26 protein-coding genes and 1 riboswitch are annotated in these 26,503 nt (G+C 63.8%); of the genes, 8 read left to right on the plus strand and 18 right to left on the minus strand.

Going from position 1 to position 26,503, the window contains the following annotated elements:
• Nucleotides 1–3 precede the first annotated feature (3 nt).
• A complete protein-coding gene (locus CS1GBM3_RS13565) occupies nucleotides 4–1,140 on the minus strand; it encodes a 2'-deoxycytidine 5'-triphosphate deaminase (protein WP_139247919.1) in 1,137 nt (378 codons plus the stop codon).
• Between the two features lie 192 nt (nucleotides 1,141–1,332).
• A riboswitch (SAM riboswitch) is annotated at nucleotides 1,333–1,412 on the plus strand.
• 145 nt (nucleotides 1,413–1,557) lie between these two features.
• On the opposite strand from CS1GBM3_RS13565, the gene metZ reads away from it, so the two are divergent.
• Genes metZ through argE form a run of 3 tightly spaced genes read left to right on the plus strand, consistent with a single transcriptional unit; the run spans nucleotide 1,558 to nucleotide 4,431 of the window.
• Nucleotides 1,558–2,778, plus strand: a complete 1,221-nt coding sequence (gene metZ, locus CS1GBM3_RS13570) for an O-succinylhomoserine sulfhydrylase (RefSeq protein ID WP_072395953.1) — start codon at nucleotides 1,558–1,560, stop codon at nucleotides 2,776–2,778.
• Between the two features lie 46 nt (nucleotides 2,779–2,824).
• The gene (gene apaG, locus CS1GBM3_RS13575) at nucleotides 2,825–3,262 is read left to right on the plus strand and encodes a Co2+/Mg2+ efflux protein ApaG (RefSeq protein WP_072395954.1); all 438 of its coding nucleotides are present in this window, start codon (nucleotides 2,825–2,827) and stop codon (nucleotides 3,260–3,262) included.
• Between the two features lie 5 nt (nucleotides 3,263–3,267).
• Nucleotides 3,268–4,431 (plus strand): acetylornithine deacetylase, encoded by a 1,164-nt coding sequence (gene argE, locus CS1GBM3_RS13580; RefSeq protein WP_072395955.1) that lies wholly within the window; start codon nucleotides 3,268–3,270, stop codon nucleotides 4,429–4,431.
• A gap of 68 nt (nucleotides 4,432–4,499) precedes the next feature.
• On the opposite strand, the gene CS1GBM3_RS13585 is transcribed toward argE, so the two are convergent.
• The 6 genes from CS1GBM3_RS13585 to CS1GBM3_RS13610 all read right to left on the minus strand — a co-directional run bounded on the left by CS1GBM3_RS13585 (nucleotide 4,500) and on the right by CS1GBM3_RS13610 (nucleotide 12,059).
• Nucleotides 4,500–5,048 (minus strand): hypothetical protein, encoded by a 549-nt coding sequence (locus CS1GBM3_RS13585; RefSeq protein WP_139247920.1) that lies wholly within the window; start codon nucleotides 5,046–5,048, stop codon nucleotides 4,500–4,502.
• A 203-nt stretch (nucleotides 5,049–5,251) separates the two neighbouring features.
• Nucleotides 5,252–6,253 carry an adenosine kinase gene (locus CS1GBM3_RS13590; protein WP_072395957.1) on the minus strand — a complete coding sequence of 334 codons (1,002 nt, stop codon included), beginning with the start codon at nucleotides 6,251–6,253 and terminating at the stop codon, nucleotides 5,252–5,254.
• A 103-nt stretch (nucleotides 6,254–6,356) separates the two neighbouring features.
• Entirely contained in the window at nucleotides 6,357–7,400 is a 1,044-nt protein-coding gene (gene holA / locus CS1GBM3_RS13595) for a DNA polymerase III subunit delta (protein WP_072395958.1), read from the minus strand.
• A gap of 106 nt (nucleotides 7,401–7,506) precedes the next feature.
• On the minus strand, nucleotides 7,507–8,094 hold the full coding sequence (gene lptE, locus CS1GBM3_RS13600; protein ID WP_072395959.1) for an LPS assembly lipoprotein LptE: 588 nt from the start codon (nucleotides 8,092–8,094) through the stop codon (nucleotides 7,507–7,509).
• Between the two features lie 94 nt (nucleotides 8,095–8,188).
• Nucleotides 8,189–10,825: a leucine--tRNA ligase gene (gene leuS / locus CS1GBM3_RS13605; RefSeq protein ID WP_072395960.1), complete on the minus strand. Its 2,637-nt coding sequence runs from the start codon at nucleotides 10,823–10,825 to the stop codon at nucleotides 8,189–8,191.
• A gap of 103 nt (nucleotides 10,826–10,928) precedes the next feature.
• Nucleotides 10,929–12,059, minus strand: coding sequence for a protein adenylyltransferase Fic (locus tag CS1GBM3_RS13610; protein ID WP_072395961.1), 1,131 nt, complete (start codon nucleotides 12,057–12,059; stop codon nucleotides 10,929–10,931).
• 220 nt (nucleotides 12,060–12,279) lie between these two features.
• On the opposite strand from CS1GBM3_RS13610, the gene CS1GBM3_RS13615 reads away from it, so the two are divergent.
• Both CS1GBM3_RS13615 and CS1GBM3_RS13620 read left to right on the plus strand, forming a co-directional pair.
• Nucleotides 12,280–12,957 (plus strand): YggS family pyridoxal phosphate-dependent enzyme, encoded by a 678-nt coding sequence (locus tag CS1GBM3_RS13615; protein WP_072395962.1) that lies wholly within the window; start codon nucleotides 12,280–12,282, stop codon nucleotides 12,955–12,957.
• 153 nt (nucleotides 12,958–13,110) lie between these two features.
• The gene (locus tag CS1GBM3_RS13620) at nucleotides 13,111–14,025 is read left to right on the plus strand and encodes an LURP-one-related/scramblase family protein (RefSeq protein WP_072395963.1); all 915 of its coding nucleotides are present in this window, start codon (nucleotides 13,111–13,113) and stop codon (nucleotides 14,023–14,025) included.
• Nucleotides 14,026–14,071: 46 nt separating this feature from the next.
• Here the strand turns inward: CS1GBM3_RS13620 and CS1GBM3_RS13625 are convergent, their stop codons facing one another.
• Both CS1GBM3_RS13625 and CS1GBM3_RS13630 read right to left on the minus strand, forming a co-directional pair.
• Nucleotides 14,072–14,602, minus strand: a complete 531-nt coding sequence (locus tag CS1GBM3_RS13625) for a cyclic nucleotide-binding domain-containing protein (RefSeq protein ID WP_072395965.1) — start codon at nucleotides 14,600–14,602, stop codon at nucleotides 14,072–14,074.
• Between the two features lie 161 nt (nucleotides 14,603–14,763).
• Nucleotides 14,764–15,450, minus strand: coding sequence for a response regulator transcription factor (locus tag CS1GBM3_RS13630; protein WP_072395966.1), 687 nt, complete (start codon nucleotides 15,448–15,450; stop codon nucleotides 14,764–14,766).
• Between the two features lie 147 nt (nucleotides 15,451–15,597).
• Here CS1GBM3_RS13630 and CS1GBM3_RS13635 point away from each other — a divergent pair, with 147 nt between their 5' ends.
• The gene (locus tag CS1GBM3_RS13635; RefSeq protein WP_083567560.1) at nucleotides 15,598–16,098 is read left to right on the plus strand and encodes a L,D-transpeptidase family protein; all 501 of its coding nucleotides are present in this window, start codon (nucleotides 15,598–15,600) and stop codon (nucleotides 16,096–16,098) included.
• A gap of 500 nt (nucleotides 16,099–16,598) precedes the next feature.
• On the opposite strand, the gene CS1GBM3_RS13640 is transcribed toward CS1GBM3_RS13635, so the two are convergent.
• The 3 genes from CS1GBM3_RS13640 to tesB form a co-directional block, all read right to left on the minus strand.
• Nucleotides 16,599–17,936, minus strand: coding sequence for an ammonium transporter (locus tag CS1GBM3_RS13640; RefSeq protein WP_072395968.1), 1,338 nt, complete (start codon nucleotides 17,934–17,936; stop codon nucleotides 16,599–16,601).
• Between the two features lie 45 nt (nucleotides 17,937–17,981).
• Entirely contained in the window at nucleotides 17,982–18,320 is a 339-nt protein-coding gene (locus tag CS1GBM3_RS13645) for a P-II family nitrogen regulator (protein WP_072395969.1), read from the minus strand.
• Nucleotides 18,321–18,558: 238 nt separating this feature from the next.
• Nucleotides 18,559–19,458, minus strand: coding sequence for an acyl-CoA thioesterase II (tesB, locus tag CS1GBM3_RS13650; RefSeq protein WP_072395970.1), 900 nt, complete (start codon nucleotides 19,456–19,458; stop codon nucleotides 18,559–18,561).
• Between the two features lie 141 nt (nucleotides 19,459–19,599).
• On the opposite strand from tesB, the gene CS1GBM3_RS13655 reads away from it, so the two are divergent.
• Nucleotides 19,600–20,853 (plus strand): FAD-dependent monooxygenase, encoded by a 1,254-nt coding sequence (locus CS1GBM3_RS13655; RefSeq protein ID WP_072395971.1) that lies wholly within the window; start codon nucleotides 19,600–19,602, stop codon nucleotides 20,851–20,853.
• Nucleotides 20,854–20,871: 18 nt separating this feature from the next.
• On the opposite strand, the gene rimM is transcribed toward CS1GBM3_RS13655, so the two are convergent.
• The 5 genes from rimM to ffh all read right to left on the minus strand — a co-directional run bounded on the left by rimM (nucleotide 20,872) and on the right by ffh (nucleotide 24,447).
• Entirely contained in the window at nucleotides 20,872–21,444 is a 573-nt protein-coding gene (gene rimM, locus CS1GBM3_RS13660; RefSeq protein ID WP_072395972.1) for a ribosome maturation factor RimM, read from the minus strand.
• A 19-nt stretch (nucleotides 21,445–21,463) separates the two neighbouring features.
• Entirely contained in the window at nucleotides 21,464–21,832 is a 369-nt protein-coding gene (locus CS1GBM3_RS13665) for a hypothetical protein (RefSeq protein WP_072395973.1), read from the minus strand.
• 101 nt (nucleotides 21,833–21,933) lie between these two features.
• Nucleotides 21,934–22,116: a hypothetical protein gene (locus CS1GBM3_RS13670; protein ID WP_072395975.1), complete on the minus strand. Its 183-nt coding sequence runs from the start codon at nucleotides 22,114–22,116 to the stop codon at nucleotides 21,934–21,936.
• 315 nt (nucleotides 22,117–22,431) lie between these two features.
• Entirely contained in the window at nucleotides 22,432–22,803 is a 372-nt protein-coding gene (gene rpsP, locus CS1GBM3_RS13675; RefSeq protein ID WP_072395976.1) for a 30S ribosomal protein S16, read from the minus strand.
• A 60-nt stretch (nucleotides 22,804–22,863) separates the two neighbouring features.
• On the minus strand, nucleotides 22,864–24,447 hold the full coding sequence (ffh, locus tag CS1GBM3_RS13680) for a signal recognition particle protein (protein ID WP_072395977.1): 1,584 nt from the start codon (nucleotides 24,445–24,447) through the stop codon (nucleotides 22,864–22,866).
• Nucleotides 24,448–24,760: 313 nt separating this feature from the next.
• On the opposite strand from ffh, the gene CS1GBM3_RS13685 reads away from it, so the two are divergent.
• On the plus strand, nucleotides 24,761–25,273 hold the full coding sequence (locus tag CS1GBM3_RS13685; protein ID WP_072395978.1) for an EF-hand domain-containing protein: 513 nt from the start codon (nucleotides 24,761–24,763) through the stop codon (nucleotides 25,271–25,273).
• A 69-nt stretch (nucleotides 25,274–25,342) separates the two neighbouring features.
• Here CS1GBM3_RS13685 and CS1GBM3_RS13690 read toward each other — a convergent pair whose 3' ends face one another.
• On the minus strand, nucleotides 25,343–26,488 hold the full coding sequence (locus CS1GBM3_RS13690) for a PQQ-dependent sugar dehydrogenase (RefSeq protein ID WP_072395979.1): 1,146 nt from the start codon (nucleotides 26,486–26,488) through the stop codon (nucleotides 25,343–25,345).
• Nucleotides 26,489–26,503: the final 15 nt, after the last annotated feature.

Consider the following 26,503-nt stretch of genomic DNA (forward strand, 5'->3'; position numbering starts at 1 on the left):
GAGCTACCGGAAATGCTTCGAGAGCTTGAGGCCTTGCGCCTGGTAGTTGCTACCGACATCTCGCCCATAAAGGATCTCGGGTACCTCGGCCATGCGCTCGTAGACGAGCCGGCCGATGATCTGCCCATCCTCGAGAATGAACGGCACCGTATGCGAGCGCACTTCGAGCACCACACGCGAGCCGGCGCCACCCGCCGCTGAATGCCCGAAGCCGGGATCCATGAACCCCGCGTAGTGCACGCGGAACTCGCCGACCAGCGGGTTGAACGGCATCATCTCCGCCGCATGCGTCGGCGGGATGTGCACGGCCTCTTTCGAGGCGAGAATGTAGAACTGGTCCGGATCGAGGATCAGCCTGCGGTGCGTGTCCGCGCGCACCGGCTCCCAGTAATCCGCGATCGCGCAGGCCCCCGGCGCATCGACGTCGACCACGCCCGTGTGCTTCTTCGCACGATAGCCGACGAGGCCCGCACCATCGCCGGCGAGATCGACCGACAGCGCGATGCCGTCGTGGATATCCGCTTTGCCGCCCGAGACCAGCGTCTCCCGCGCCTGCAGCTGCCTCAACCCGTCATCGGTCTCGCGCGGATTGCCCTCGCGAAAGCGAAGCTGCGACAGCTTCGAGCCCTTACGCACGACGATGGGGAAGGTCTGCGGGCAGATCTCGGCATAGAGCGGACCGGCATAACCGGCCGGCACGAGATCGAAAGCCGGAACACCGTCGGCGATGACACGCGTGAACACGTCGAGCCGCCCCGTCGAACTCTTGGGATTGGCCGACGCAGCAATCGCCTGCGGCAACGCAAGACTCTCGAGCAACGGCACGACGTAAACGCACCCGGTCTCGAGCACCGCCCCGTTCTCGATATCGACGGCGTGCAGCTTAAGGTCCTCGAGGCGCTCGCTGACGCGCCCACCCGGAGCAGGAAGGAAGCTCGCACGCACGCGATAGGCGCGCGGCCCAAGACGCAGATCCACGCTCGCCGGCTGAAGCTGTCCCGCATCCCACACGGCTTCGCTCTTGAGCGCCCCGGCCGCGATCAGCTCGCGGATCGCTTGCACGGGGAGAATGCCGCCAGCGGCTGCGGCGCCACCGGGCGAGATCGCCTCCGACTCAGCGATTTTCGACGCTTGGGGCATTGCGTTAACTCCTGCTCTCGACCGCCCTAGACCATGATCGCACCGGATCCTACCCATCCTGCGCATGAATCATTGTCCCAACTCACGATCTAATGCGGGCAGCATGCCCGCTCTAGACGAACGGCCCCTTGACGCCAAGAGGCGGAAGGGTCTAATCCGGCTGTTATCCCGTCTGGACCCTCTGGACCATGACAACGGGATCGTGGTGATTTGGCCGGCCGGCTTGCAGCCACGTAAAATAACTCGCTAAAAATGGCCCATGCGCGTGACCCGGCGACCGGTCCGCCCTGGCTCATTGGAGGCGGGGAGGACAGCCGGGTTTTTTATTGGCCGCTGTCGGCGCGGGCGCCTGTGCTCGCGACTGACTCCACGGCCGGAACATGCGGGCGAAAGCCCCGACGCGCGAGGTATGCCGCCATGGCACAAGACAACAGAGCCCCGATTTCCGCCGATCCCGCAAGCTGGAGCCCCGAGACACAACTCGTCCACGGCGGCACGCTGCGCTCCGGCTTTGGCGAAACCTCGGAAGCGCTGTTCCTGACACAGGGCTTTGTCTACACGTCCGCCGAGCAGGCCGAGGCCCGTTTCAAGAACGAGGACCCGGGCTTCCAATACTCACGCTTCGCAAATCCGACCGTCTCGATGTTCGAGGAGCGGCTCCGCCTTCTCGAGGGAGCCGAGGTCGCGCGCGCCGCCGCAACCGGCATGGCCGCCGTCACCGCGGGCCTGCTGTCGTTCCTCTCCGCCGGCGATCACATCGTCGCCGCCCGTGCCATGTTCGGCTCCTGTCGCTACATCGTCGAGACGCTGTGTCCGCGCTTTGGCATCGCCATGACGCTGATTGATGGCCGCGATATCAACGCCTGGAAGGCTGCGATCCGGCCCAACACGAAGGGCTTCTTCTTCGAGACGCCGGCCAACCCGACGCTCGACCTCGTCGATATCGCAGCGGTCAGCGCGCTTGCACGCGAGCATGGCATCAAAACCGTCGTCGACAATGTCTTCGCAACGCCGATGCTGCAGCGTCCGCTCGCCCATGGCGCCGATGTCGTCGTCTACTCGGCGACGAAGCACATCGATGGCCAGGGCCGCTGCCTCGGCGGCGCCGTGCTCTGCAGCGAGAAATTCCTGACCGATCACCTGCAGGATTTCATCCGCCAGACCGGCCCGTCGCTCTCTCCATTCAACGCCTGGGTCATGCTGAAGGGCCTCGAGACGCTGCCGATCCGCGTCAAGGCTCAGAGCGCCGCGGCTGCCTTCCTCGCCGACCGCCTCGCCGAGCTGAAGGGCGTCTCGCGCGTGATCTATTGCGGCCGCTCCGACCATCCGCAGGCCGCACTGGCCAGGAAGCAGATGACCGGTGGCGGACAGATGATCGCGTTCGAGGTCGAAGGCGGCAAGGAGGCGGCCTTCCGCCTCCAGAACGCGCTCAAGATCATCTTGATCTCCAATAACCTCGGCGATGCGAAGAGCATCATCACCCATCCGGCAACCACGACGCACTTCCGCATCGGCCCCGAGGCCCGCGCCGAGCTTGGCATTACCGACGGCATGCTGCGCCTGTCGGTCGGCCTCGAGAACGAGCACGACCTCGCAGCCGATCTGGAGGCAGCCGTCGCCGCCGCCCGCTCGGCCTGACCTTCCGCGAGCAAGACCATTGACGCCGCGGCGCCGGCCCGTGGTAATGCTCGCGAAGGCAGATACGGACCATCCCGTGAACGACGAGACCCCATACGAGCAGGTGACGCACGGCATTCGCATCCGCGTCACCCCGGAATACTCGGACGAGCAATCGACGCCGGACGAAGCTTATTTCTTTTGGGTCTACACCATCGAGATCGCCAACGAGAGCGACCGCACCGTCCAACTCAAAAGCCGCGTCTGGCGCATCACGGACGCCAACGGAAAAACGGAGGAGGTGCGCGGCCCGGGCGTCGTGGGCCAGACGCCGGTCATTCCGCCCGGCCAATCCTTCACGTACTCCTCCGGCTGTCCGCTTTCGACGCCCTCGGGTATCATGGTTGGTAGCTACCAGATGGTCGACGAGAGCGGGCGCCTGTTCGATGTCGCCATTCCCGCGTTCTCCCTCGACAGCCCCTACGCCACGCGCAGCGTGAACTAAGGCCAATGCCCGCCACGACATCCTCCTCCGCCATCGAGATCCTGGCTCGTCTCGTCGCCTTTGACACCACGAGCCACAAATCGAACCGTGCGCTCATCGCGTTCGTCGCGGACTACCTCTCCGAACACGGCGTCGAATCCCATCTGGTTCCAACCGAGGATGGCGAGAAGGCATCCCTGGTCGCAACCATCGGGCCCGAGGACGTTCCCGGCATCGGCCTGTCCGGCCACACCGACGTCGTCCCCGCCGATCCTGCCGCTTGGACCAGCGATCCCTTCACCTTGCGCGAGGCGAACGGCCGCCTGTACGGGCGCGGCACCGCCGACATGAAGGGCTATCTCGCTTGCGTGCTGGCCTTGGTGCCGGAGCTGAAGCGCCGCTCCCTGAAAGTGCCGATGCACATCCTCTTCTCCTATGACGAGGAGGTCGGCTGCATCGGCGTCCGCCCGATGATCGCAGAGCTCGGCAACCGGCTGCCGAAGCCGCGCGCGGTGATCGTAGGCGAGCCGACATCGATGGCTGTCGTCGATGCCCACAAAGGCCCGGTGCGCTGGAATGTGAGCATTACCGGCCACGCTGCCCACTCGAGCATGGCCCATCTCGGCGTCAACGCCATCGCCGCTGCCGCGCGCCTGATCGGCAAGCTGAGCGAGATCGAAGCCGAATTGGCAGACCTGCCGCCGGATCCGCGCTTCACGCCACCCTACCCGACACTACAGGTGACCGAGATCGAAGGCGGCATCGCAGCCAACATCGTGCCGGCGTCCTGCAGCTTCGTGTTCGATATCCGCGCCATGCCCGGCCTCGACATCGACGCCATCGAGCGCCGCCTCGTCGAGTTCGCCGAGACCGAATGCCTTCCTGCCATGCGCCGCATCGCGCCGGAGGCGGCCATCGAAATTCGGCAGGCCAATCGCGTGCCGCCATTCGCCGCCGAGCAGAGTTCGGACATCGTGGCACTGGCACTGAAGCTCGCAGGAGAGAACGCGACGAGCGCAGTGTCCTACGCCACCGAAGCCGGGCTGTTTCAGGTGGGCGGCATGCCGTCGGTTGTTTGCGGACCGGGCGACATCGCACAGGCCCACACGGCGGACGAATGGATCGCGATCTCGGAGATCGACCGCTGCCTCGCGTTCCTCGAACGCCTCGCCGACTGGGCCGAGACGTAAGCGCCGCATCGCCCTCTTCGTCGCCCATGAAAAAAGGCCGCTTTGGGGGGCGGCCTGAAGGTCTTGTTTTAGTGGAGAGTGGTTCGGATCTCCGAACGCTTGGGACAGAACGCTTTCGCCACTTCATTCAACCGGATCTGCTCACGCAACGCCGACGCTACCTCCGGTACGCGGAAAAACTCGTCCATCATGGCCCTCTGAGCCTCTGCGGTGGACGAGACCGCGTAGAGACCGAACGCACACCACCGTGTGAACCAGGAGAGCTGCGCTTCGGACATGGTCGCGGGAACCACCTGGGCAAGGCCGCCGGAGGCAGCCGAGCCCAGGTTGGTACCGCGTTGTGCAGGCACCGCCTGACGGCGGGCTTCGAGCATCTCTGCCGAACCTATGCGGCATCCGCCGCTGTGTGCGCCCTGAGGAGCACCTCTCATCTCGGTCTTGAGCTTGTCTCTTAGCCTGCGAATTGTTGAGGGATCGGACACGCCGAGGGCCTTGATCGCCGTCGTCGGCCTCAGGCCCGGATCAGCCTCGATAAGCTCGGCGATCCTGCGCAGTTGCACGCGATCGTCGAGTCCGCTGCCCCTGGGTCGGCCGCGGCGCGCATAGTCAGAAGGCATATCCGGGTCCATCCATCACGATTCGAATGCAATGAATCTTGATGAATTTCGCTCCCGGATGCCAAGGAGAAAAACCAAAGCCAGACAAAGAGAAGCGGGGTTGTATTGAGAAATGTTGCGAAAAAGATTCTTTGCCTTGTATGTCTCGAGAACAAAGCGGGTCTTTTCGCAGAGCAAAGACGCACCCGCCGAAGTGCCCGCCATTAATCGATAAAACCGCGCATGCGGGCGAGATGCGAGAGCTTCACTTCCGGTCTGGCACCCATCTGCCCGATGATCTCGGCCGCGGCGAAGCTGCCGAGCTGCCCGGCCGCCTTGAAATCGAAACCGCGCGCCAGCCCATAGAGGAAGCCCGCCGCGTAAAGATCGCCGGCGCCAGTGGTATCGACGACTTTGGCAACCGGCTCGGCCGAAACGAGCACCGGCGTGCCGTCGGACACGATCACAGAGCCCTTCTCGCTGCGCGTCAGCACGGCGAGCCTGGTGTCGCGGGCCACGTGTTTCATGGCCTCGTCGAAGCTCGCAGTCTCATAGAGGGCCAGGATCTCGCTTTCGTTGGCGAACAGGATACCAATGCCGGAACGAATGAGCGCCAGGAACTCCGCCCGGTGCCGGTTGACGCAGAAAGAGTCCGAAAGGGTGAGCGCCACGCGCCGGCCGGCATCGTTGGCGATCGCGACTGCCTGCCGGAACGCCGCCTTGGCCTCATCCCGATCGAACAGATAGCCCTCGAGATAGACGATGTTCGAGGCCTTGATGATCTCCGGATCGACCTCGCCCTGGTCGAGATCGGTGCTGATGCCGAGGAAGGTGTTCATCGTCCGCTGCCCGTCGGGCGTGACGAGGATCAGCGAGCGCGACGTCGCGCGATCGGAGCCTGCCACCGCCGGCGTTTTGAACGTCACCCCCGCCGCACTGATGTCGTGGCGGAAGATGCGGCCGAACTCGTCCTCGCTGACCTTGCCGATGAACGCCGAGCGTCCGCCGAGCGAAGCGACGCCGGCGACCGTGTTGGCCGCGGAACCACCCGAGATTTCGACGGCAGGCCCCATTTCCCGATAGAGGGTGTCGACGGTCGCGGAATCGACGAGGCGCATATGCCCTTTGGGAGCACTGTGGCGATCGAGGAAGGCATCATCGCAGCGGCCAAGGATATCGACGATCGCGTTGCCGATCGCGACCACATCGAATTGCGTGCCGGGCATTGTGTTGTATCTCCGTGACCGCGCTGAGGTAAGGCGCGCACTATAGGCATAGAGCCCGCCTGCGCAACGCGCCCGCGCCGCGCACCGCCGGAGGCGAGGCACTTTACCTCGTCCGCCCGGCCTGCCCTTCCCGGGCCAGCATGGCGAGCCCCATCAGAAGCCGCTCCGCCAACGGCTCGTCGAGGCCGCCCGCAAGGCGTGCCGACCGCGCCGCCGTCGAAATGCGCTTCAAAGCCTCGGTAAGCCGCGGCGTGGTCCACATCCGGCACTGGGCAGCGAACGCGTCCTTCTGCTTGAAGTGCAATGGAGGGCGCATCTGGCGCAGCGCGTCGTCGAGCGAGCTGCCCCGGTCCACCGTGGCCCGCGCCCGGTGCAGCCGCTGGAAATGCCGCTGCGTGGCGGCAATGATCGCCTGCGGGCTCTCCCCGGCGGAGACGGCGCGGCCGCATTCCGCCACGGCCCGCTGCATCTGCCCGGCCGCCGCCGCGAAGGTGATGCGCTCGATGGCAAGCTCCGAGACGTCGCCAACCACGGCCTCGATATCCTCGATGCCGATCTCGCGGCCACCGCCCACATAGAGCAGAAGCTTCTCGATCTCACCGCGCGACAGCGCCCGGTCGGCGCCAAGCCGCTCGACCAGCGCTTGGCTCGCGTCTGCACTGATCTTCGCGCCGGCCTCTCGCACCATTTCGCGGATCAGACCCTCAAGGTCCTGCGCCGCATCCGCATAGCACGCGACCGCCGCCGCCAGCGGCGACTTCTCGAACAGCGTGCGCATGGCTTCATCGGGGCGCAGATTCCCCGCTTCGACGATCAGCATGCCTTCGAGCCCACCGCCCTCGAGCAGAGGCTTCAGCGCCGCGGCCGTCACCTTTCGGCTCGCCGTCGTGCGCACGATCTTCGGCCCGCCGAACATCGGCACTGTGCCAAGCTCGACCACGAGCCGGTCAGGGTCGCTATCGAGATCGGCATCATCGAGCCGGATCAGCTCGCCTGGCGGATCGAAGCGCGCCGCCGAAGCCTTGGCCAACGCTTGCGCGCGTTCGCCGACAAGCCCCGCGTCGGACCCGAAGAACAGCACGGCGCGGATCTTGGGATCGGGAGAGGAGACGAACGCTTGGGCCTGATGCGCCTTGACGGCAACCATGGAGAGATGAGCGCCTCGGAATGCCTAAGAAATCAAACGTGCTGTCTGGAGACGGCACGATAGAGCAAAGCGCAGGCGCATTGCATCGAAATGCAGGGAGGGCGCGCTAAGCCGCGCTCGCGAGATGGGCGGAAAGCCGGGCCTTGAGATCCTCACCGACGACCTTGGAGGCGCGGTTCTCGGCATCCTCGCGCGCCCGCACGTTGGAGAAGATCGACGTATTGCGCTCGAAGGCTGCGCGGCCGTAGCTCGTACCGGTCAGAACCACGCTGTTGTCGGAGACACGCACGAGCCGGAACTTAGCTTCGACGCTGTAGACTTGGCTGCCCGATTCACCGTCGACGCGGACCAGCGTGGAGGTCACGCTCTCGCGGATGGCCACTTCGAGCCGCAGGTCGGGCTGAACGACCTCGCCGCCACCGCCGGTGGCGTGGAAGATGAGCTCGTTACGAATCTGCTGCCCGACGCGACCGGGAATGGTCGCCACCGAGACCCGTGCCAGGCGCTCGTCAGCATGAGCACCACCGATTGCAGATCCACCATAAAGCGGGCGGAAACCGCCGTTGCCGCAGCCGGCCAGGAGAGGTGCGACCAGGGTTGCGGCCAGCACGAGGCGCGACGCGGTCCGCAAGCCGCCATACAGACGGCCAGCCTTCCGGTCCAAAGCGCTTAGTGTGCCGACGCTCGAACGCATGAGCCCGCCTGCCCCCGACCCCGTTTTCCCCGCCGGACCTTATCAATCCGAAGCGTAAAACCCGGGCCCCTTCAATGACCTGGGCGAGAACGCCCTAGGCAACGACATTCACAATCCTTTGCGGCACGACGATGATCTTCTTAGGCTGACGTCCATCGAGCGCCCGTACCACGGGATCGAGCTTGAGGGCGGCCGCCTTGACCTCGTCTTCCGCAGCGTCGCGCGCGATCAAAAGCTCGTCGCGGCGCTTGCCATTCACCTGTACGGCAATGGTGATCTTATCGTCAACGAGCAACCCAGCATCCACTGCCGGCCAAGGCTGATTGGCCAACAAAGTGTTGTATCCGAGCCGCGCCCAGCATTCCTCGCCAAGGTGCGGCATCATTGGACCGATCATCTGCACGAATAGTTCGCCGGCTTCCCGCAGAACCCAGGCGAAGTCTTCGCTCGTCTTGCTGGAAGCACCCGACTTGGTAAGCGCGGCCGAGAGCACATTGGTAAATTCATAGATCTGGGCCACGGCCACGTTGAAGCGCAGGGCCTCGATGCTTTGCGCCACGGCGTGGGTGGCCTTGTGGGCCGCGCGCCGGAGTGCCAGCGCCTCGTCGGAGAACGTGGCGGGCTGAACCGTCCCGCGCAGTGCAGCCTTCTCCGCAAGATCGTCGACAACGCGCCAGGCGCGCTGGATGAAGCGGCCGGCGCCCTGGATGCCGGCTTCGGTCCACACCACGTCGCGCTCGGGCGGGCTGTCGGAGAGCATGAACCAGCGCGCGCAGTCCGCGCCCCAACCCTCGATGATGTCGTCCGGGTCGACGAGGTTCTTCTTCGATTTCGACATCTTCTCGATGGAGCCAACGACGGCAGGCTTGCCCGTCGTCACCTCGACCGCGCGCCGCGCGCTGCCCTCGCCCTCAAACCGGATCTCCGACGGCAAGAGCCACGCGCCGCCCTCGGACTTGTAGGTCTCGTGCGTGACCATGCCCTGAGTGAAGAGCGCCGCGAACGGCTCGCGCAGGTTTTTGGTCCCGTGCCCCGAGTCCGAGATCGCGCGGAAGAAGAAGCGCGAATAGAGCAGGTGCAGAATCGCGTGCTCGATCCCGCCGATGTATTGATCAACAGGCAGCCAGTAGTTCGCCGCGTCCGTATCGACCGGCTTGTCGGCGTGCGGCGCCGTAAAGCGCACGTAGTACCAGGAGCTGTCGACGAACGTGTCCATCGTGTCCGTCTCGCGCCTGGCGGGCTTCCCGCAGGTCGGACAATCCACATGCTTCCACGTCGGATGTCGGTCGAGCGGATTGCCCGGCTTATCGAAGGTCGCGTCCTCCGGCGGCTTGACCGGCAGATCCTTGGCCGGCACCGGCACGATCCCGCAGCTCTCGCAATGGATGATGGGGATCGGACAGCCCCAGTAGCGCTGCCGCGAGATGCCCCAGTCGCGCAGGCGATAGTTGACCTTGCGCTGTCCGACAGGCTTGCCACCGAGCTTGGCCGCTTCGAGCTGCTTCGCCGCCTCTTCGAATGCATCCTCGGTCGAAAGCCCGTCGAGGAAGCGTGAGTTGATCATCGTGCCGTCGCCGTCGACGGCCGTGTCACCGAGCGTGAAACCTTCGGCATCAGCGCTCGGCGGCAGGATGACGGGAATGACCGGTAGATCGTAAGCGCGCGCGAAATCGAGGTCGCGCTGATCGCCGGCCGGACAGCCGAAGATGGCGCCCGTCCCGTAGTCCATCAGAATGAAGTTCGCGACGTAGACCGGCACCTGCCAGTCCTTGTCGAACGGATGCACGGCGCGAATGCCGGTGTCGAAACCGCGCTTCTCGGCCGACTCGAGATCGGCCACAGACGTTCCCATGCGCCGGCATTCTTCAGAGAAAGCCGCCAGTTCCGGATTGCTCTCGGCCGCCGCCTTGGCCAACGGATGGTCGGGCGCGATCGCCATGAAGGAGGCGCCGAACAGCGTATCGGGTCGCGTCGTGTAGATTTCGAGCTCGCTATGGCCGCTCGGCGCCGTCTTGGCATCGAGCGCCCAGCGCACCAGCATGCCTTCCGAACGTCCGATCCAGTTCGCCTGCATCAGGCGCACCTTCTCCGGCCACTTGTCGAGCGTGCCGAGCGCGTCGAGCAGCTCATCGGAGTATGCAGTGATCTTGAAGAACCACTGCGTGAGCTCGCGTTGCTCGACGAGCGCGCCCGAGCGCCAGCCGCGACCGTCGATCACCTGCTCGTTGGCGAGCACAGTATGATCGACCGGGTCCCAGTTGACCTTCGAGCTTTTGCGATAGGCGAGACCCTTCTTCAGAAGATCGAGGAATAGCTTCTGCTGATGCCTGTAGTAGTCCGGGCTGCAGGTCGCGATCTCGCGGCTCCAGTCGAGCGACAAGCCCATCGAACGCAACTGGCCCTTCATCGTCTCGATGTTGGCGTAGGTCCAGGTCGCGGGATGCGTCTTGCGCTCGATGGCAGCGTTTTCAGCCGGCATGCCGAACGCGTCCCAGCCCATCGGATGCAGCACGTTGAAGCCCTGCGCCCGCTTGAAGCGGGCCACCACGTCGCCCATGGCATAGTTGCGCACGTGGCCCATGTGGATGCGGCCGGACGGGTACGGGAACATCTCGAGCACATAGCTCTTCGGCCGGTCGCGGTCGTCGGAAGCGCGGAAGATCTCGCCCTCCTCCCACACCTTCTGCCAATGCTTTTCACGCGCGGGCGCGTTGTACCGTTCGGTAGCCATGGGTTTTTGTCTCTGTCCGAAAGTAGCCGGGTATTGAGCGCAAAGGAGGGGTGCGGTCAAGGCGCGGACTGCCGCCCCGAAGGGCCACGTCCCGAGCCACTTGTCATTTCCCGTCCGGCACCGCCGGAAACGGCGCAAACTCGTTGCTGTCGTTCATGAGAAGCTCGAAGAACCGGATGTTGATGAAGAGCTTGTCCCGCCCGTCCCTCTCCTCGCGCAGAACGCCGGCGGCGATCAGCTGGTTGAGATGCCCGGCCGCCGTCTTGCGGGTGCCGAGCCCAGCCTCCACCAGATCGCCGATCCGCACATAAGGTTGAACGAAGAGCAGCTCCACCAGCTCTCTTTTGTAGACTTTCGGCAAGGCCACTTGAACGTATCGAACCGTATCGTGCATCAGCGCTTTGATCGCCCAGATCTTGCCGCGCGTCCAAGTCGCCATATCTTCCACGGCATTCAGCATGTAGAGGATCCAAGGCTCCCAGGCCTGCTCGGTCGTCACTTCGAGCAAAAGCTTGTAGTAGTCGCTGCGCCGATCGTTGATGAACCGGCTGAGATAGAGGATCGGCAGGTCCAGCAACCCTTTCTCGATCAGAAAAAGGATGTTGAGCACGCGCCCCGTTCGTCCGTTGCCGTCTGGAAACGGGTGGATCGCTTCGAACTGATAGTGGGCGATCGCCATCTTGATCAGGGGATCGAGATCCGACTCGTCGTGGATGAACCGCTCCCAGTCCGTCATCTTGTCCCGCAGCACGTCCTCACCTTCGGGCGGGGTGTAGATGACGCGCCCGTTTTGATTTCTGAGGTTGGTGCCCGACGTGCGGCGAAGATCGAGGTCGACGTCCTTGATCGCGCGGCAAACCTCGATGGCGGTATTGGTCGTCAATGGCCGACCGCTTTTCAGGCTCTCGAAGCCCCTCAGCAGCGCCGTTCGGTAGCGCAGCGTCTCCTTGGTCGCGATATCGGCCTGATGGGTGTCCGCGTTGGCGAAGCGGAAAAGCTTGTCGTTGGTGGTGACGATATTCTCGATGGCCGAGCTGTCTTTCGCCTCCCGAAGCGGGATCGAGTTGATTAGGACGTCCTGGTTGGGAATGAGGGCCGCCGCCTCCTTGAGCGCCGCGAGCTTTGCGCGGGCGCCGACGCAGGCTTTCAGGATCGACTTGGTCTCCAGGTCCACGCCGGGCGGGAGGCCGGGCAGCGCATTGAAAGGCCGGTTTGGATCGAAGGGTATCATCATGGGTAATTTTTGGCATTTTCTACCCGCAAATACCAGACACAGGTCGCCGTTACCCACATGAGGCTACATATGAGTAAATTTCACATTATTTTACCCATATAGGCGCCGACGTAGGTAACCACGACCCACATGACCGCTCATATGCGCAAATTTCGCGATTTTTTACACATATTCCACGCCTCATAGCCACACCGTGCGCATGTCGGCTAAACCGAACTCCATGACCGATCCCACCACGCACACACCCACCACCGCCCTCGCCGACGTCCAGGCCCGCATCGCCGCCGCCGCGCACGAAGCTGGCCGCGAACCAGCTACCGTGCACCTGATCGCCGTATCAAAGACCTTCGGCCCCGAGGCCATCCTGCCCGTTATCGAAGCCGGCCATCGCCTGTTCGGTGAGAACCGCGTGCAGGAGGCCAAGGCGAAATGGCCGGATCTGCGTGTCCGCTTCCCCGACCTCCTCCTGCACCTGATCGGCCCGCTCCAGTCCAACAAGACGCGCGAGGCCGTCGCGCTGTTCGACGCCATCCACACCGTCGACCGGCCCAAGATCGCCCGCGCCATCGCCGACGAGCAGAAGCACCAGTGCAAACGCCTCAAGCTCTTCATCCAGGTCAACACCGGCGAGGAGCCGCAAAAAGCCGGCATTGCACCGCAGGAGGCAGCGAGCTTCCTCGCCCATTGCCGTGATGACCTCAGCCTCGAGATCGCGGGCCTCATGTGCATCCCGCCGCAGGACGAAGAGCCGGCCGTGCACTTCGCCTTCCTGGCTAAGCTCGCCGACGAACTGAAACTCGCCGAGCTCAGCATGGGCATGAGCGGCGACTTCGAGACCGCCGTCGCCTTCGGCGCCACCTACGTGCGTGTGGGCTCAGCCATTTTCGGCGCCCGCTGATCCGCGCAAACGGCGGGCTTGCCTGCAACAAGCAGCATCTACCCACAGCTTTTCCACGCCGCACGCACCCTGCCGGGCCCGTGTTGCAGAAGCGAATGCTAGCCTTTTGCCAATTCCGTGATTCGCATTCGCACGCCCTCCAGGGAGACCGGCATGACAGCAACTGCCCTCAAGGTGGCCGAAATCCAAGCCGACGCCGCAGCCGCCGATGCCGCGCGCGACGCGCGCGCCGAAGCCATGGAGCAGGCAGTCATAGAATCGAAGACGCAGCCTCGCCGCACAAAGGGCAAGGCGCCCCGCAAGCGCGCCTCCGACGGCTGGAATCGCTTCGTCGTCGACATCTGGATCACCGATCTCAACTTCACGGAGTTCGGCATCTACAAGCGCACGCGCAACCGCGCCAAGTCGCGTCAGTTCACGACCGACATGGATATCTTCGGCGAGATCATCGAGGACGGAAAGCGCACAGGCCTCTTCGGCTACCGCGAGGACGCCTGGAAAAAGGCCGAGGGCATGGACAAGCGCCTCGTCTTCAAGCTGTTCACCGATAACCTCAACTGGCGCGCCACGATGGACCTGATGGTCGGCCGTTCGCTGCAGCAGACCATCGGCGCCCGCGGCATGCCGGTGATGACCTACTCGATCAACACCAACGACGACCAGTTCATCATCTATCTCGAGCGCTCGGCCAACAAGTGGCCGTTCATGCCCGAGCACTTCTCGTTCTTCATCATCGACAACTCAGGCAAGCCCGAGTTCTATCGCCTGAAGCGCGCCTTCATCAATCTTGGCGGCGACTATTCGTTGATCAATCAGCACGGGGAAACCGTCGGCTATCTCGACGGCAAGGTGTTTTCGATCGGCGGCAAGTGGAAGGGCCAAATACGCGCTGGCGCCGACAAGCGCTTGATGACGGTGATGAACCTGTTCGGTGCCATGATGGTCTTCAACCGCGACTGCCGTCATCACATGAAGCGGCTCTACAAGGGCATGCTGGCCGGCAAAGTGAAACCCGAGCTCGACCGCCAGGAAGCCGACCTTTACATGAACCCGCGCCGCGTCCGCTGATCCGCGCAGATACTCGGGCAGCAGATCGCAAACAAGTTTAGCCAGCTCAATGCAGCGTCGTCACGCCGGTTTGCGGCGCCTGATGCCTATCGTTGCTTTCTTCGCTGTCGGCTGATCCGCTCATTGTCGCTAAAGAGCAATCGATCTGGCGCAACCCTTCCACGAACGATGAGAGGCGCCCCGAGATCTTGTCGATGAAATGCTCGGCGAGAGTCGGATCGGCCGTCATCTGCGCCAGCAATTCCGAGCGTGTGATGCGCAGCGCCCGAACCGAGGTGCGAGCGACAACGGTTGAGGTGCACTCCGTCTCGATCAGCATCGTCATCTCGGAGATCAACGCGCCTGCCGGCAGCGCCTCGTTGCTGCCAGCCTCAAGCCCTGGCCCTTCCGTGCGCACGGCCTCGCCTGAGACGAGCAGCACCGCCGCGTCCGGATCCGCATGTGCAGCCACGATCACGTCACCGGGCTTGTAGACGATACGATCCGCCCGTCGCGCGATCTCGGTGAGCTGCAGCGGCTTCAGGCCCTGAAACAGGGGCACATTGAGAAGTGGAAGCACAAGCGCATCGATAGCCATGATCGGACCCCGCAACCGAAACTCATTGCGAGACGATGGCCGCTTAGGGTCCTTGGGCCGGCAGCGTGACTCATCGGTCTCGTCAAAAGGAGGCTCGGGCGATTCGGCCCCTTCGGTCCAGGCTCAAAGCCGCGCGTGTTGATGGGACAAGAACAAGCTGTTCAAGACATCAGTTTGTAGCCACCGGTCTCGGTGACCAGAATCTCGGCGTTCGAGGGGTCTTTCTCGATCTTCTGGCGCAGACGATAGATGTGCGTCTCGAGCGTGTGCGTCGTGACGCCGGCATTGTAGCCCCACACCTCGTGCAGCAACGTCTCGCGCGAAACGACTTTGTCCCCCGTCCGATAAAGATACTTGAGAATCGCCGTCTCCTTCTCGGTGAGGCGGATTTTACTCCCCTTGTCGTCGAGCAGCAGCTTCGAAGCGGGCTTGAACGTATAGGGCCCGATGCCGAACACGGCATCTTCGCTCTGCTCGTGCTGGCGCAGTTGTGCGCGAATGCGCGCCAGCAGCACCGCGAACTTGAACGGCTTCGTCACGTAGTCGTTGGCGCCCGCGTCGAGCCCGAGGATTTGATCGGCGTCGCTGTCGTTGGCGGTCAGCATGATGATCGGGCTCTTGAAGCCGACCTTGCGCAGCAAGCGCACAGCTTCTCGCCCGTCCATATCGGGAAGCCCGACGTCAAACACGACGAGATCGTGGTGTCCGCTTTTGGCCGCCTCAATACCCGAGCCCGCCGTGCCGGCAACCGACACGTCGAACTCGTCATGCAGAGCCAGTTGGTCCTGCAAGGATCCACGGAGATCCTCATCGTCGTCAACGAGAAGGATCTTGCGGGCGGCGCTCATATCGTAACGGCTCCAATTCAGGTTCAGCGTTCGGCGCCCCTCTTAGCATCTGGATAGGGGCTGAGGTAGGGTGCTGGAGACCGGACCGTTATCGGACCGGACCCACGTCCGCAAAGGGAACCAGCCATTATCGCCCATAAAATCGTCGTGAGAAGCCTAAGCCCGGGAAGCACGAAGGGCCGGCTTGTCTGCGGAAATCTGGTGGTGCCGTGCGCACTCGGCCGCAGCGGCACACGCTCACGCAAACGCGAAGGCGACGGCGCCACACCGCGTGGCACGTTTCGCCTCGAAAGCGCGTTCTTTCGTCGGGATAAACTCATGCGGCCGGGCTCAGCGCTGCCGTTGATGGCATCGCATCCCGACGACGGATGGTGCGACGCAACAAACGACCGCAACTACAATCGGCGCGTGAAACATCCCTATCCGGCGAGCGCCGAGCGCCTCTGGCGCCGCGACGGGCTCTACGACATCGTCGTCGTCATCGATTACAACCGCCGTCCGCGCCGCCAGGGGGTCGGCAGCGCGATCTTTATGCACGTCGCCGAGCGCGGGCATAAACCCACCGAGGGCTGCGTCGCTCTCGCACGCCGCGACCTCGTGAAACTGCTGAAGCGCATCGGCCGACGAACTCGCATCGTCATCGTATGACGAGTGAGCAAAAAAAGACCCGAGCCGCTGATGCAGCCCGGGTCAAGTTTGGAGCACGTCTAGGGGAGACGCGTGCTCGGGAGAAGAAACCTGAATGGAGCCTGCCGGCCGGAGAACCGGCAGGCTCCGGGCGCACCTCGGTCTGGAGCGCGCCGCCGGTGACCGATGAAATCAAAGGCCTCGCTGGACGTCGGCCGATCTCCGCTGCGGCCTGACGATCTGAGGCTGGAAGCTGTCGAGATTGGTGAATATCAAGAGTCGTGCCAACCTACGGTTTGGCAGCAACTTATTGAAACAAACGACTATATTTGCCGTGCATGCGGACGCAGATCTGGGCAGAACGCTTCACTCTGCTGAAAACAAAGGCAGCAGACGCAACACGCCTATTTATTGGGCTCGACCGTCATGCTTCGGACAAAAAAGAGCCCCGCATGCGAAGAAGCGGGGCTCTAACGCGTCAGACGAGTTTGGCCGGCAGCTCATGCCGCCGGCCAGAGATATTACTGCACGACCTCGCCGTGCAGGCTCACGTCGAGGCCTTCGACCTCTTCGGACTCCGGCACACGCAGACCCATGAAGATCTTGATGAGCAGGAGGATGACGAAAGTCGCCACGGCACACCAGATGATGGTGGCAAGCACGCCGTAGATCTGCGTCCAGACTTGGGCGACGTTGCCCTCGATGGCACCGGCTGTGCCACCAATGGCCTCGCGGGCGAACACGCCCGTAAGAACCGCGCCGACGATGCCGCCCACGCCGTGCACACCGAACACGTCGAGGCTGTCGTCATAACCGAGCGCGCGCTTCACTGCCGTCGAGAAGATGTAGCACACGACACCGGCAACAAGGCCGATGATCAGAGCACCCATCGGATCGACGAAGCCGGCAGCCGGCGTGATCGCGACGAGACCGGCGATAGCGCCAGAGCTCGCTCCGAGCACCGTCGGTTTGCGATGGACGATCCACTCGACGATGAGCCAGGAAAGAACCGCGGCAGCAGTGCAGATCTGGGTGACAAGAGCCGCCATGCCCGCCGAGTCGTTGGCGGCAGCGGCCGAGCCAGCATTGAAGCCGAACCAGCCGACCCACAGCAACGAAGCGCCAATCATCGTCAGTACGAGGTTGTGCGGAGCCAGGTTCTCGGTGCCGTAACCCTTGCGCTTGCCGAGCATGATCGCCGCAACGAGGCCAGCGATACCGGCGTTGATGTGCACGACGGTGCCGCCGGCGAAGTCGAGAACGCCGTCTTCGCTGAGGAAGCCGCCGCCCCAAACCCAGTGACAGACCGGGGCATAGACGATGAGGCTCCAAAGCGCCACGAAGACCAGCAGGCTCGAGAACTTCATACGGTCAACGACAGAACCGACGATCAGCGCCGGGGTAATGGCAAAGAACGTCAACTGGAAGAAGACGAACACCGTTTCCGGGATCGTTCCGGACAGTGCGTCCTTGGTCACGCCTGCCAACATAGCCTTTTCGAGGCCGCCGACATAGGCGTTGAGAGCGCCGCCGTCGGAGAACGCCAGCGAATAGCCGATCAGCATCCAGATGACCGACAGAAGAGCGACGGCGACAAAGACCATCGCCACCGTGTTGAGAACGTTCTTCTTCCGCACCATGCCGCCGTAGAAGAGGGCAAGGCCCGGGATAGCCATCATGAGCACGATGACGCTCGAAACCAGCATCCACGCGGTGTCGCCCGTATCGAGCTTCGCCGCTTCGGCCGCCGGAGCGGCCTCGGCGGCCGCTTCCTGCGCGAGCGCAGGAAGCGTGGTGAGCGTAAACGCGGCAACGGCGGAGAGGCCCGCCGTTACGCGCGAGAGAAGGCTTGGCTTCATTTCGTAAACTCCCCTGTCTTCGAAGCTGTGTGCATGCCGCATGTTTCAGAGCGCCGCGTCGTCGGACTCACCCGTGCGGATACGCAGGGTGTGCTCGATCGAGGAGACGAAGATCTTGCCGTCGCCGATTTGACCGGTCTTGGCAGCCTTGACGATTGCTTCGACCGCCTTGTCGACGAGACCGTTGGCAACGACGACCTCGATCTTGATCTTCGGCAGGAAGCTCACCGCGTACTCGGCGCCGCGGTAGACCTCGGTATGGCCCTTCTGGCGCCCGTACCCCTTCACCTCGGTCACGGTCATGCCCTGAAGGCCGATATCGGTCAGGCTGGACCGAACCTCCTCGAGCTTGAAAGGCTTAATGATTGCAGTGATCAGTTTCATTGGAGAGCACCCCTTGAGTTTGGTCCCGTCCTCTTTGTGAGCGCGGGACAGGCCTCCGACTTGCCACCAGCGAACGGCCGGCAACAATCGACGGAGAGAGAGTCAAGAGGCGTGCCAAGTCGGTGAACGGCGCTTAGGGAATTGAATTTGTTTAGAATATGAAAACGAATGGCCACAAATTGGCCACTACTGCCCGTCTATGGTGCACAAAATTTGTGCAGTAAACAGTGTTTGCCAGTCATTTAATCACGTAGGCGGTCTTACGCTTGCGGATCAAACCTTCCTGCACGGTCGAGGCCACCAGACGCCCAGCCCGTGTGAAAAACGTGCCGCGGCAGAAGCCTCGCGCCCCCGCTGCCGCCGGGCTGTCCTGCGAGTAGAGAAGCCAGTCATCGGCCCGGAACGGACAATGCAGCCACATCGCATGATCTAGGCTCGCGAGCTGAATATCGCGATCGAACAAAAGCTTGCCGTGCGCAATGAGCGCCGTGTCGAGGAGCGTGAAATCCGAGGCGTAGGCCAGCACCGCCTGGTGCAGCAGCGGGTCATCCGCCAAACGCCCATTCGCTTTGAGCCAGAAATGCTGCGTCGGCGGATGCGGCTCGCGGCTCAGATAGCGCGAAACATCGACTGGCTTGAGCTCAATGGGGTTTTCGCGCTGCCAATAGCTGCGCATGTCCGGCGGCAGAGCATCGATCAGCTCCGCAACCCGTTCCGCGGCTGAAGGCAGTTCCTCGGGCTGCGGCACGTCCGGCATCGCCACGGCGTGCTCGAACCCCTCTTCCTCCTTATGGAAGGAGGCGCTCATCGAGAATATGGCACGCCCGTGCTGGATGGCCTTGACCCGCCGCGTCGTGAAGCTGCTGCCGTCCCGGATACGCTCCACCTCGTAGATGATGGGGTGCGCCGGATCTCCCCCGAGCAGGAAATAGCCATGCAGCGAATGCGCAGTCCGCGATGGATCGACCGTTCGCCCGGCCGCCGTCAGCGCCTGGCCGAGCACCTGGCCCCCATAGACGCGCTGCCAACCGTTCTGTGGGCTGATCCCCCGGAACAGATCGACCTCGAGTTGCTCCAGGTCGAGCACCTCCAGAAGCCCGGCGAGTGCGGGGCAAGGTTGCTCTGCGCCTGCGGACATGAGAGGCTCCCGGAGAAAGGCTGTTCCTGATCAAGGGGCTGCACGATGGGCTGCGCCGCCGACTCGGTCAAGCAGGCCCCTTGAGACCACAGAACTTACCAAACCTCATTTGAGCCTCCTGCCGCAGGAGCCCAAGGATCCATGCCCGATACGCGCGAGACGCAACGCTTCGACATCGTGATCTCGGGAGCAAGCTTCGCCGGCCTCGCACTTGCGCGTGCGCTGCTCTCTGCATTCGGTAGCGACGTCCGCATCGCGCTCGTCGACCGCGCCACGCGCCAGGCACCGATCAGGCCCGACGCACGCGCCTTCGCGCTATCGGCAGGCGCGCGGCACATGCTGGAGACTCTCGGCGTCTGGCAAGGCATCGCCGACGAGGCACAGCCCGTCACCGAGATCGAGATTACGGATTCGAGCCTCGAGGCAGGCATCCGTCCGGTGCTGCTCAAATACGAGAACCGCCTCACGGAAGGCGAAGCGGCCGAGCCCGCGAGCCACATCGTGCCAGCGGCCGCGCTCGAGCGCGCCCTGCTCGCGTCCGTCGCCTCCGATCCCGCGCTCACCATGATCACGCCGGCTGAGATCGCGCGCTTTGCCGACACCGGATCGAAAGTCACCATCACGCTTGCCGACGGTACCGAGATCGCCGCAGCGCTTCTCGTCGGCGCCGAAGGCCGCCGCTCCCCATCGCGTGACGCGGCCCACATCAAGACCGTCGGCTGGAAGTACGGCCAGACAGCGATCGTCACGACGATCGCACACGAGCGCCCGCACAACAGCCGCGCTATCCAGCATTTCCTGCCAGCAGGGCCGTTCGCAATCCTGCCGCTGCCCGGTAACCGCGCCTGCCTTACCTGGACGGAGGACGCGGACGAAGCACGTCGCATTCTGGCGCTCGACGACGCGGGCTTTCTTGCGGAAGTCGAGACACGGGTCGCCGGCCGCCTCGGCGCCATCGAAGTCGTCGGCCCGCGCCAATCCTGGCCACTCGAGATGCACCTCGCGCGCGCCTACGTCGCGCCCCGCTATGCATTGCTGGGCGACGCCGCCCACGGCGTGCATCCGATTGCCGGACAGGGCGTCAACCTCGCCTTCCGCGACGTGGCCGCGCTCGGCGAGGTGATCGTCGATGCGCTGCGCCTCGGCCTTGATGCCGGCAGCCTGCAAACACTCGACCGTTACGAGCGCTGGCGCCGCTTCGACAGCTTTATGTCCGCCGCCGCTTTCGACGGGCTGAACAAGCTGTTCTCGAACGATTGGCTTCTGATTCGCGCCGCGCGAGACTTCGGCCTCGGCGTTGTCGATCGCCTACCCGGCCTCAAGCGCCGTCTCGTCACCGAGGCCGCCGGCATGACCGGCGATCTGCCGCGCTTGTTCCGCTCCGAGCGGCTTTAGAGCAGTAAGTAACGCCGGTTATTCGCCATCCTCCGCCGCAGCGGCCGCCTGATCGCCCGCATCCACCTCATCAGGTGGCGCGAGCACGATCACGCTGCGAGCGAGATCGACACGGCGCACGACGGCCTCCGTCATCGGATAGAGCACAGTACGCGTGGCACCCTCGGGTCGCACTTCGAGAATGTCGCCCGCGCCGTAATTGAGCACGCTTGTGACAAGACCGAGCCGCGCACCATCTTCCGTGACCGCCGAAAGCCCGATCAAGTCCGTGTGGTAATACTCGCCCTCGTCCGGCTCGGGCAGCTTGGCGCGCGCAACGTAAAGGGCCGTGCCCTTGAGCCGCTCGGCCGCGTTGCGATCTGCAACACCCGCCACACGGCAGATGAGCCCCTTTGCCGTCGCCCCTTCGACCGTTAGATCGAAATGCGCCGCGCCGTCCTCGGCTTCCAGCGGACCGTAGTCGGCGATCGCCTCCGGCTCGGCGGTATAGCTGCGCACGAGCACGGCGCCCTTGATGCCATGCGCGCCTGCGATATGACCGAGCAGCACGCGCCGCTCGCTCCCGTTTTCGCCCGCGCCGTTTTGTGTCATGGAGGAGTGCCGTTGCCGTTCAAGCGAGAGGACCAAAAAAGCGGAGCTCGACAGCCAGCGCCCCGTCTCCGATCTCGATCACCGTCGACGAGGAGGACTGAGACGGTGAGAAACATCCAGAGACGTCGAGGATGGCGCCCTCCGGCCCCGCTTCGAGCCCTGTGAGAAGCACACCGTGCGGCGGCACCGCAAGCCGAACCTCGACAACCGCCTCGCCGCGCGCCGCATCATACCGGCACCGGCCTTTGAAGACACCCCCGTTGCGGTCGGAGCCAAGAACGCGTCCATCGCGCAGCACCGCCAATCCCTCGGTGCTGAGCGCCGCCTCCCCGCCCTCGGCATCGGGCCGGTAGTGGAAACGTAGGCCGTAAACCCCGTCGTTAAGCATTACAGCCCGCAATCCAAAGCGCTTCGTCGGCTTCTGGCGAAGCTACTACAGATTGCAATATTCGGGATACTCTACTTCACAGCAACCTTAAGCTGCACAATTTACTGCAGGCGCTCGATCCTGTTGCCGATCGCGATGGCGTAAAGCCAAAGGCGCCGCTCGCGGTCCGTCCAGGTCTCGACATCCGGCTTCTCGTTCATGAGCTCTGTGCCCTGCACGAGCACCTCGCTCCGCCGGTCCCACCAAGCGGCCTCGGCCGGGGTGAGATTGGTTCTCAATGGCATGGAAGAAAGCCCCCGAAGTTTCGCAGGCCGCACCGACCGCAAGTCGGACAAGCCCGCCCCCATCAACCCACGCCGCATTCCTAACGCGCTGCCAGACCCCCAAAATCCAGCGGCAGCACACCTGAGCGTAAGACAATTCGCGCGCCTGTTCGACACCGGGAGAATCCGGACCGCCACAACTTCCTCGATACTGATGCGGATTTGCAGCATCGAGCACAACCTGCCCTCGGAGCGAACTTGGGCTGAACAAAAAAGGCACCGGCCGATCAGACCGGTGCCCCGCAATCGCAAACAACCCTGCGGAGGTTGTGTGGCTTAAGCCTCGCCGCCCGCGGCAGCCTGAGCAGCTTCCTCGGCGGCCTTGGCCTTCGCGGCAGCACGCTCCTGCGCCTTCTTCTTCGGCTTGGACTTCTCGGGATTGTTGCGAGCGGTCCGCTTCAGATAGCCGGCCGCATCGAACAGACGCGCCACGCGATCAGTCGGCTGCGCGCCGACCGACAGCCAATGCTTGCAGCGCTCCTCGATGAGCTTCACGCGCTCGGGATTATCCTTCGGCAGCATCGGGTCGAAGGTGCCGATCTGCTCGATGTAGCGCCCATCGCGCGGCGAGGCGCTGTGCGCAACCACGACGTAATAGTAGGGACGCTTCTTGGCGCCGCCGCGCGAAAGACGGATCCTGGCTGACATGGGTGAAAGTCCTTTCTTCTCTCAATGCTGATGGCGGCGCACCGCCGGTTCTCTTCGTCTCTATTTCTTCTTTCCGGGGAGACCCGGGAACTTAGGAAGCGCCCCGCCGAGCCCCGGCAAGCCACCTCCACCGAGCCCGGGAAGTCGCGGCACACCGCCCCCTCCCAGTCCCGGTAATCCTTTCGGCCCAAGGCCCTTGGGCAATGCATCCTTGAGATCGGCCGGCAGCTGATCGAGCGCCTTGGGGTCGAGCTTCGCGAGCTCGCCCTGCATCTCGGCAAGCTCCGCTTCCGAAGGGCCGCCGGCGCCACCGCCCATGCCGAACATGCGCGACATCATTCCGCGGTTCTTGCCCATGGCCCGCATCATGTCGGCCATCTGGCGATGCATCTTGATGAGCTTGTTGACGTCCTCGACCTTCGTGCCGGAACCCGCTGCGATGCGCCGCTTGCGCTTGGCGTCGAGGATCTTCGGCTGACGCCGCTCCTTCGGCGTCATCGAGGAGATGATCGCCCGCTGCCGCTTGACGATACGATCGTCGAGGTTCGCAGCCGCGATCTGATTTTTGATCTTGCCGACGCCGGGTAGCATGCCGAGCACGCCACCCATGCCGCCGATCTTCTCCATCTGCTTCAGCTGCTCGCCGAGATCCTCGAGGTCGAACGACCCCTTCTTCATCTTCTCGGCGATCGAGCGCGCCTTCCCGACGTCGATCGTCTGCGCCGCCTTCTCGACGAGGCCGACGATATCGCCCATGCCGAGGATGCGGCCCGCGATGCGAGTCGGATCGAAGTCCTCGAGCGCGTCCCACTTCTCACCGGTGCCGAGCAGCTTGATCGGCTTGCCCGTAACCGCGCGCATGGAAAGCGCCGCGCCGCCGCGTCCGTCACCGTCGGCCCGCGTCAGCACCGTGCCCGTGATCGCGAGCCGGCTGTCGAATGCCTTCGCCGTGTTGACGGCGTCCTGACCCGTGAGGCTGTCGAGCACGAGCAGGATCTCATGCGGATTGGTGGCCGCCTTGACCTCGGCGACCTCGACCATCAGCTCTTCGTCGAGCGTCGTGCGACCCGCAGTATCGAGCAGCACCACGTCGTAGCCGCCAAGCTTCGCCGCTTCCATCGCACGCTTGGCGATCTGGATCGGCGTGTGCCCGGCAACGATGGGCAGCGTCGAAACCTCGGTCTGCTCGCCGAGCACGCGAAGCTGCTCCTGCGCTGCGGGGCGTCGCGTATCGAGCGACGCCATCAGCACCTTTTTCTTGTCGCGGTTTTTGAGACGCCAGGCGATCTTGGCCGTCGTCGTCGTCTTGCCCGAGCCCTGCAAGCCCGCCATCAGGATCGCGACTGGAGGAGCGGCATGAAGATCGATCGGCTCGGCATCCGAGCCCAGCGTGCGGACGAGCTCATCGTTAACGATCTTGACGACCATCTGCCCGGGCGTGACCGACCGCAGCACTTCTTGGCCGACCGCTTGCGTCTTTACCCGCTCGATGAAATCGCGCACGACGTCGAGCGCCACGTCCGCTTCGATCAGCGAGCGGCGCACCTCGCGCATGGCCTCGTTGACATCGGCTTCGGTCAGCGCACCACGCTTGGTGAGCTTCTCGAAAACCTGTCCCAGCCGATCTGAGAGCGATTGAAACATTTAAGCCCTTGTGCAAACGAAGTTGGCACCCGAGGGCGCAACGCGCTGTCGGATGTTGACCCCCCTGCCTCCCGGCTGAAACGGACGCATCGTCCGCAGGCCATGTTCAGGGCGGCGGCTCTGAAGGTCAGGGCCGTCTGGATTTGGGCCGCACCATCTCCGATCAGGGTGGTCCTGTCAACGCCCTGGCTCAAGGGTGTGGGCAGAGACAGAGGTTAAGTTGCAACCGCCTAAGGCATTGAACCATAATTCCGCCGCACCGGTCTGAGCCCAAGGGACCGGAGGCCGGGGGGCCTCGAGGGGAGAATTATTCATGGTTGAATGGCGCACGCTTCGCACGTGGGCGTGCCTGGCAGTATTGCCGGGCGCCGTCGCGGGCGGATGCGCGTCCTCGAGCAACCCCTTCAGCAACAACACGGACTTCGACCGCACGTTCATCGCCGCGGCCCAGACCTGGGACCTGAACAAGGATAGCGTGGTGACCTGTGATGAGTGGACGCAGTACATAACCACCGAGTTCCGCCAAGCGGATTCCAATGGTGATGGCGCACTCGACGCCGAGGAATGGAAAAAGCTCGTCCGGAACGACCGGCTCTTCGAGATCGCGAACCTCGCCTATTACGACGCCAACGGCGACGGCCGCGTGACGCTCGAAGAGATGACGGGCAAGCAGAACCTCGCCTTCAAGCTGCTCGATCGTAACAGCGATTGTCAGATCGACCGCAGCGAATCCGTGCAGGTGCACGGCGTCGACAAGATCAAGCCGAAAGACGGCGGCGCGCCAGACACGACGACGCAAGGCAGCGGGCGCCCGGGCGGCTACTGATCTCGGAGCGACCCGTTCTCAACGTCGCACTCTGGCGTGTTTCCGTCCTGACTGAATCGGAACAAAACTCTAGCCCGGCGCCATGCGCACGATGCGCCCCTCCTCGTCGGTGACGAGATAGACGGCGCCATCAGGCCCCTGCTTAATGTCGCGCACGCGATCGCCGATGTCTTCAGCCAGCACCTCGTGTGCAACCACCTCGCCGTCCTTCACGACGAGACGCTGCACCTGCATGTACTTGAGCGCGCCGGCGAGGAAGTTGCCCTTCCAATCCGGAAAGAGATCGCCCGTGTACAGCTCGAGCGACGAGGTCGCGATCGACGGGTTCCAGTAATAGACGGGCTGCTCGAGCCCAGCGCGCTCCGAAATGCCCTCACCGACGGGCCTACCGGAATACTCCTTGCCGTAGATGATGATCGGCCAACCGTAGTTTTTGCCGCGCTCCGGCTGATTGAGCTCGTCGCCACCCTGCGGCCCATGCTCGAGCGTCCACAGCTTGCCGGTCGCTTGATCAAGCACCGCGCCCTGCACGTTGCGGTGACCGATCGACCAGATCAGCGGATCCCAGCCGTCTTGCACCGGCGGTTCCGCTGCGGGGCTGCCGTCGGGCTTGATGTAGACGATTTTGCCGATGTGGTTCTTGGGGTTCTGTGCTTCGCCGCGGATTTCCTGCTTGCTGCGCTCGCCGAGCGTCACGAACAAGTTGCCCTCAGGCGTCACGACGATACGCGAGCCGAAATGAAGGTCGCTGTCGTAGGCCGGCTGCTGCTGGAAGATGACTTTGAAGTCCTCGAGCGCACCGCCGTCGCCGTCCAGCACGAGCTTGGCGCTGGCGACGCTGGTGCCGTTCTTCCCCTCCCCTCGGGGCTCTGAGTATGAAAGGAAGATGCGCCCGCTGTCCGCGTAGTCGTTGGCGAGCGCCACGTCGAGCAGACCGCCCTGGCCTCGGGCCATCACCTCCGGTACGCCCGTGATCGGCGCCCCGAGTTTGCCGTCCTTGCTGATCACCCGCAGACGGCCGGGCCTCTCCGTTACCAGCATGCGGCCGTCCGGCAGAAACTCGAGCGCCCAAGGATTCTCGAGACCTTCCACGACGTTCGTCAACTTAACCGCCGTCTTGGGCGCCTCGGGAGCGTTGGTCTGCGCGGCAAGGGCTGCGTCCGACATCAGGAACAAAAGGGGAGCGGCTACCGCCATGCCCGGTCGCAAGCTCATCAGAGCACCTCTTAT

This window comes from Hyphomicrobium sp. CS1GBMeth3, assembly GCF_900117455.1.
Classification (GTDB): domain Bacteria; phylum Pseudomonadota; class Alphaproteobacteria; order Rhizobiales; family Hyphomicrobiaceae; genus Hyphomicrobium_C.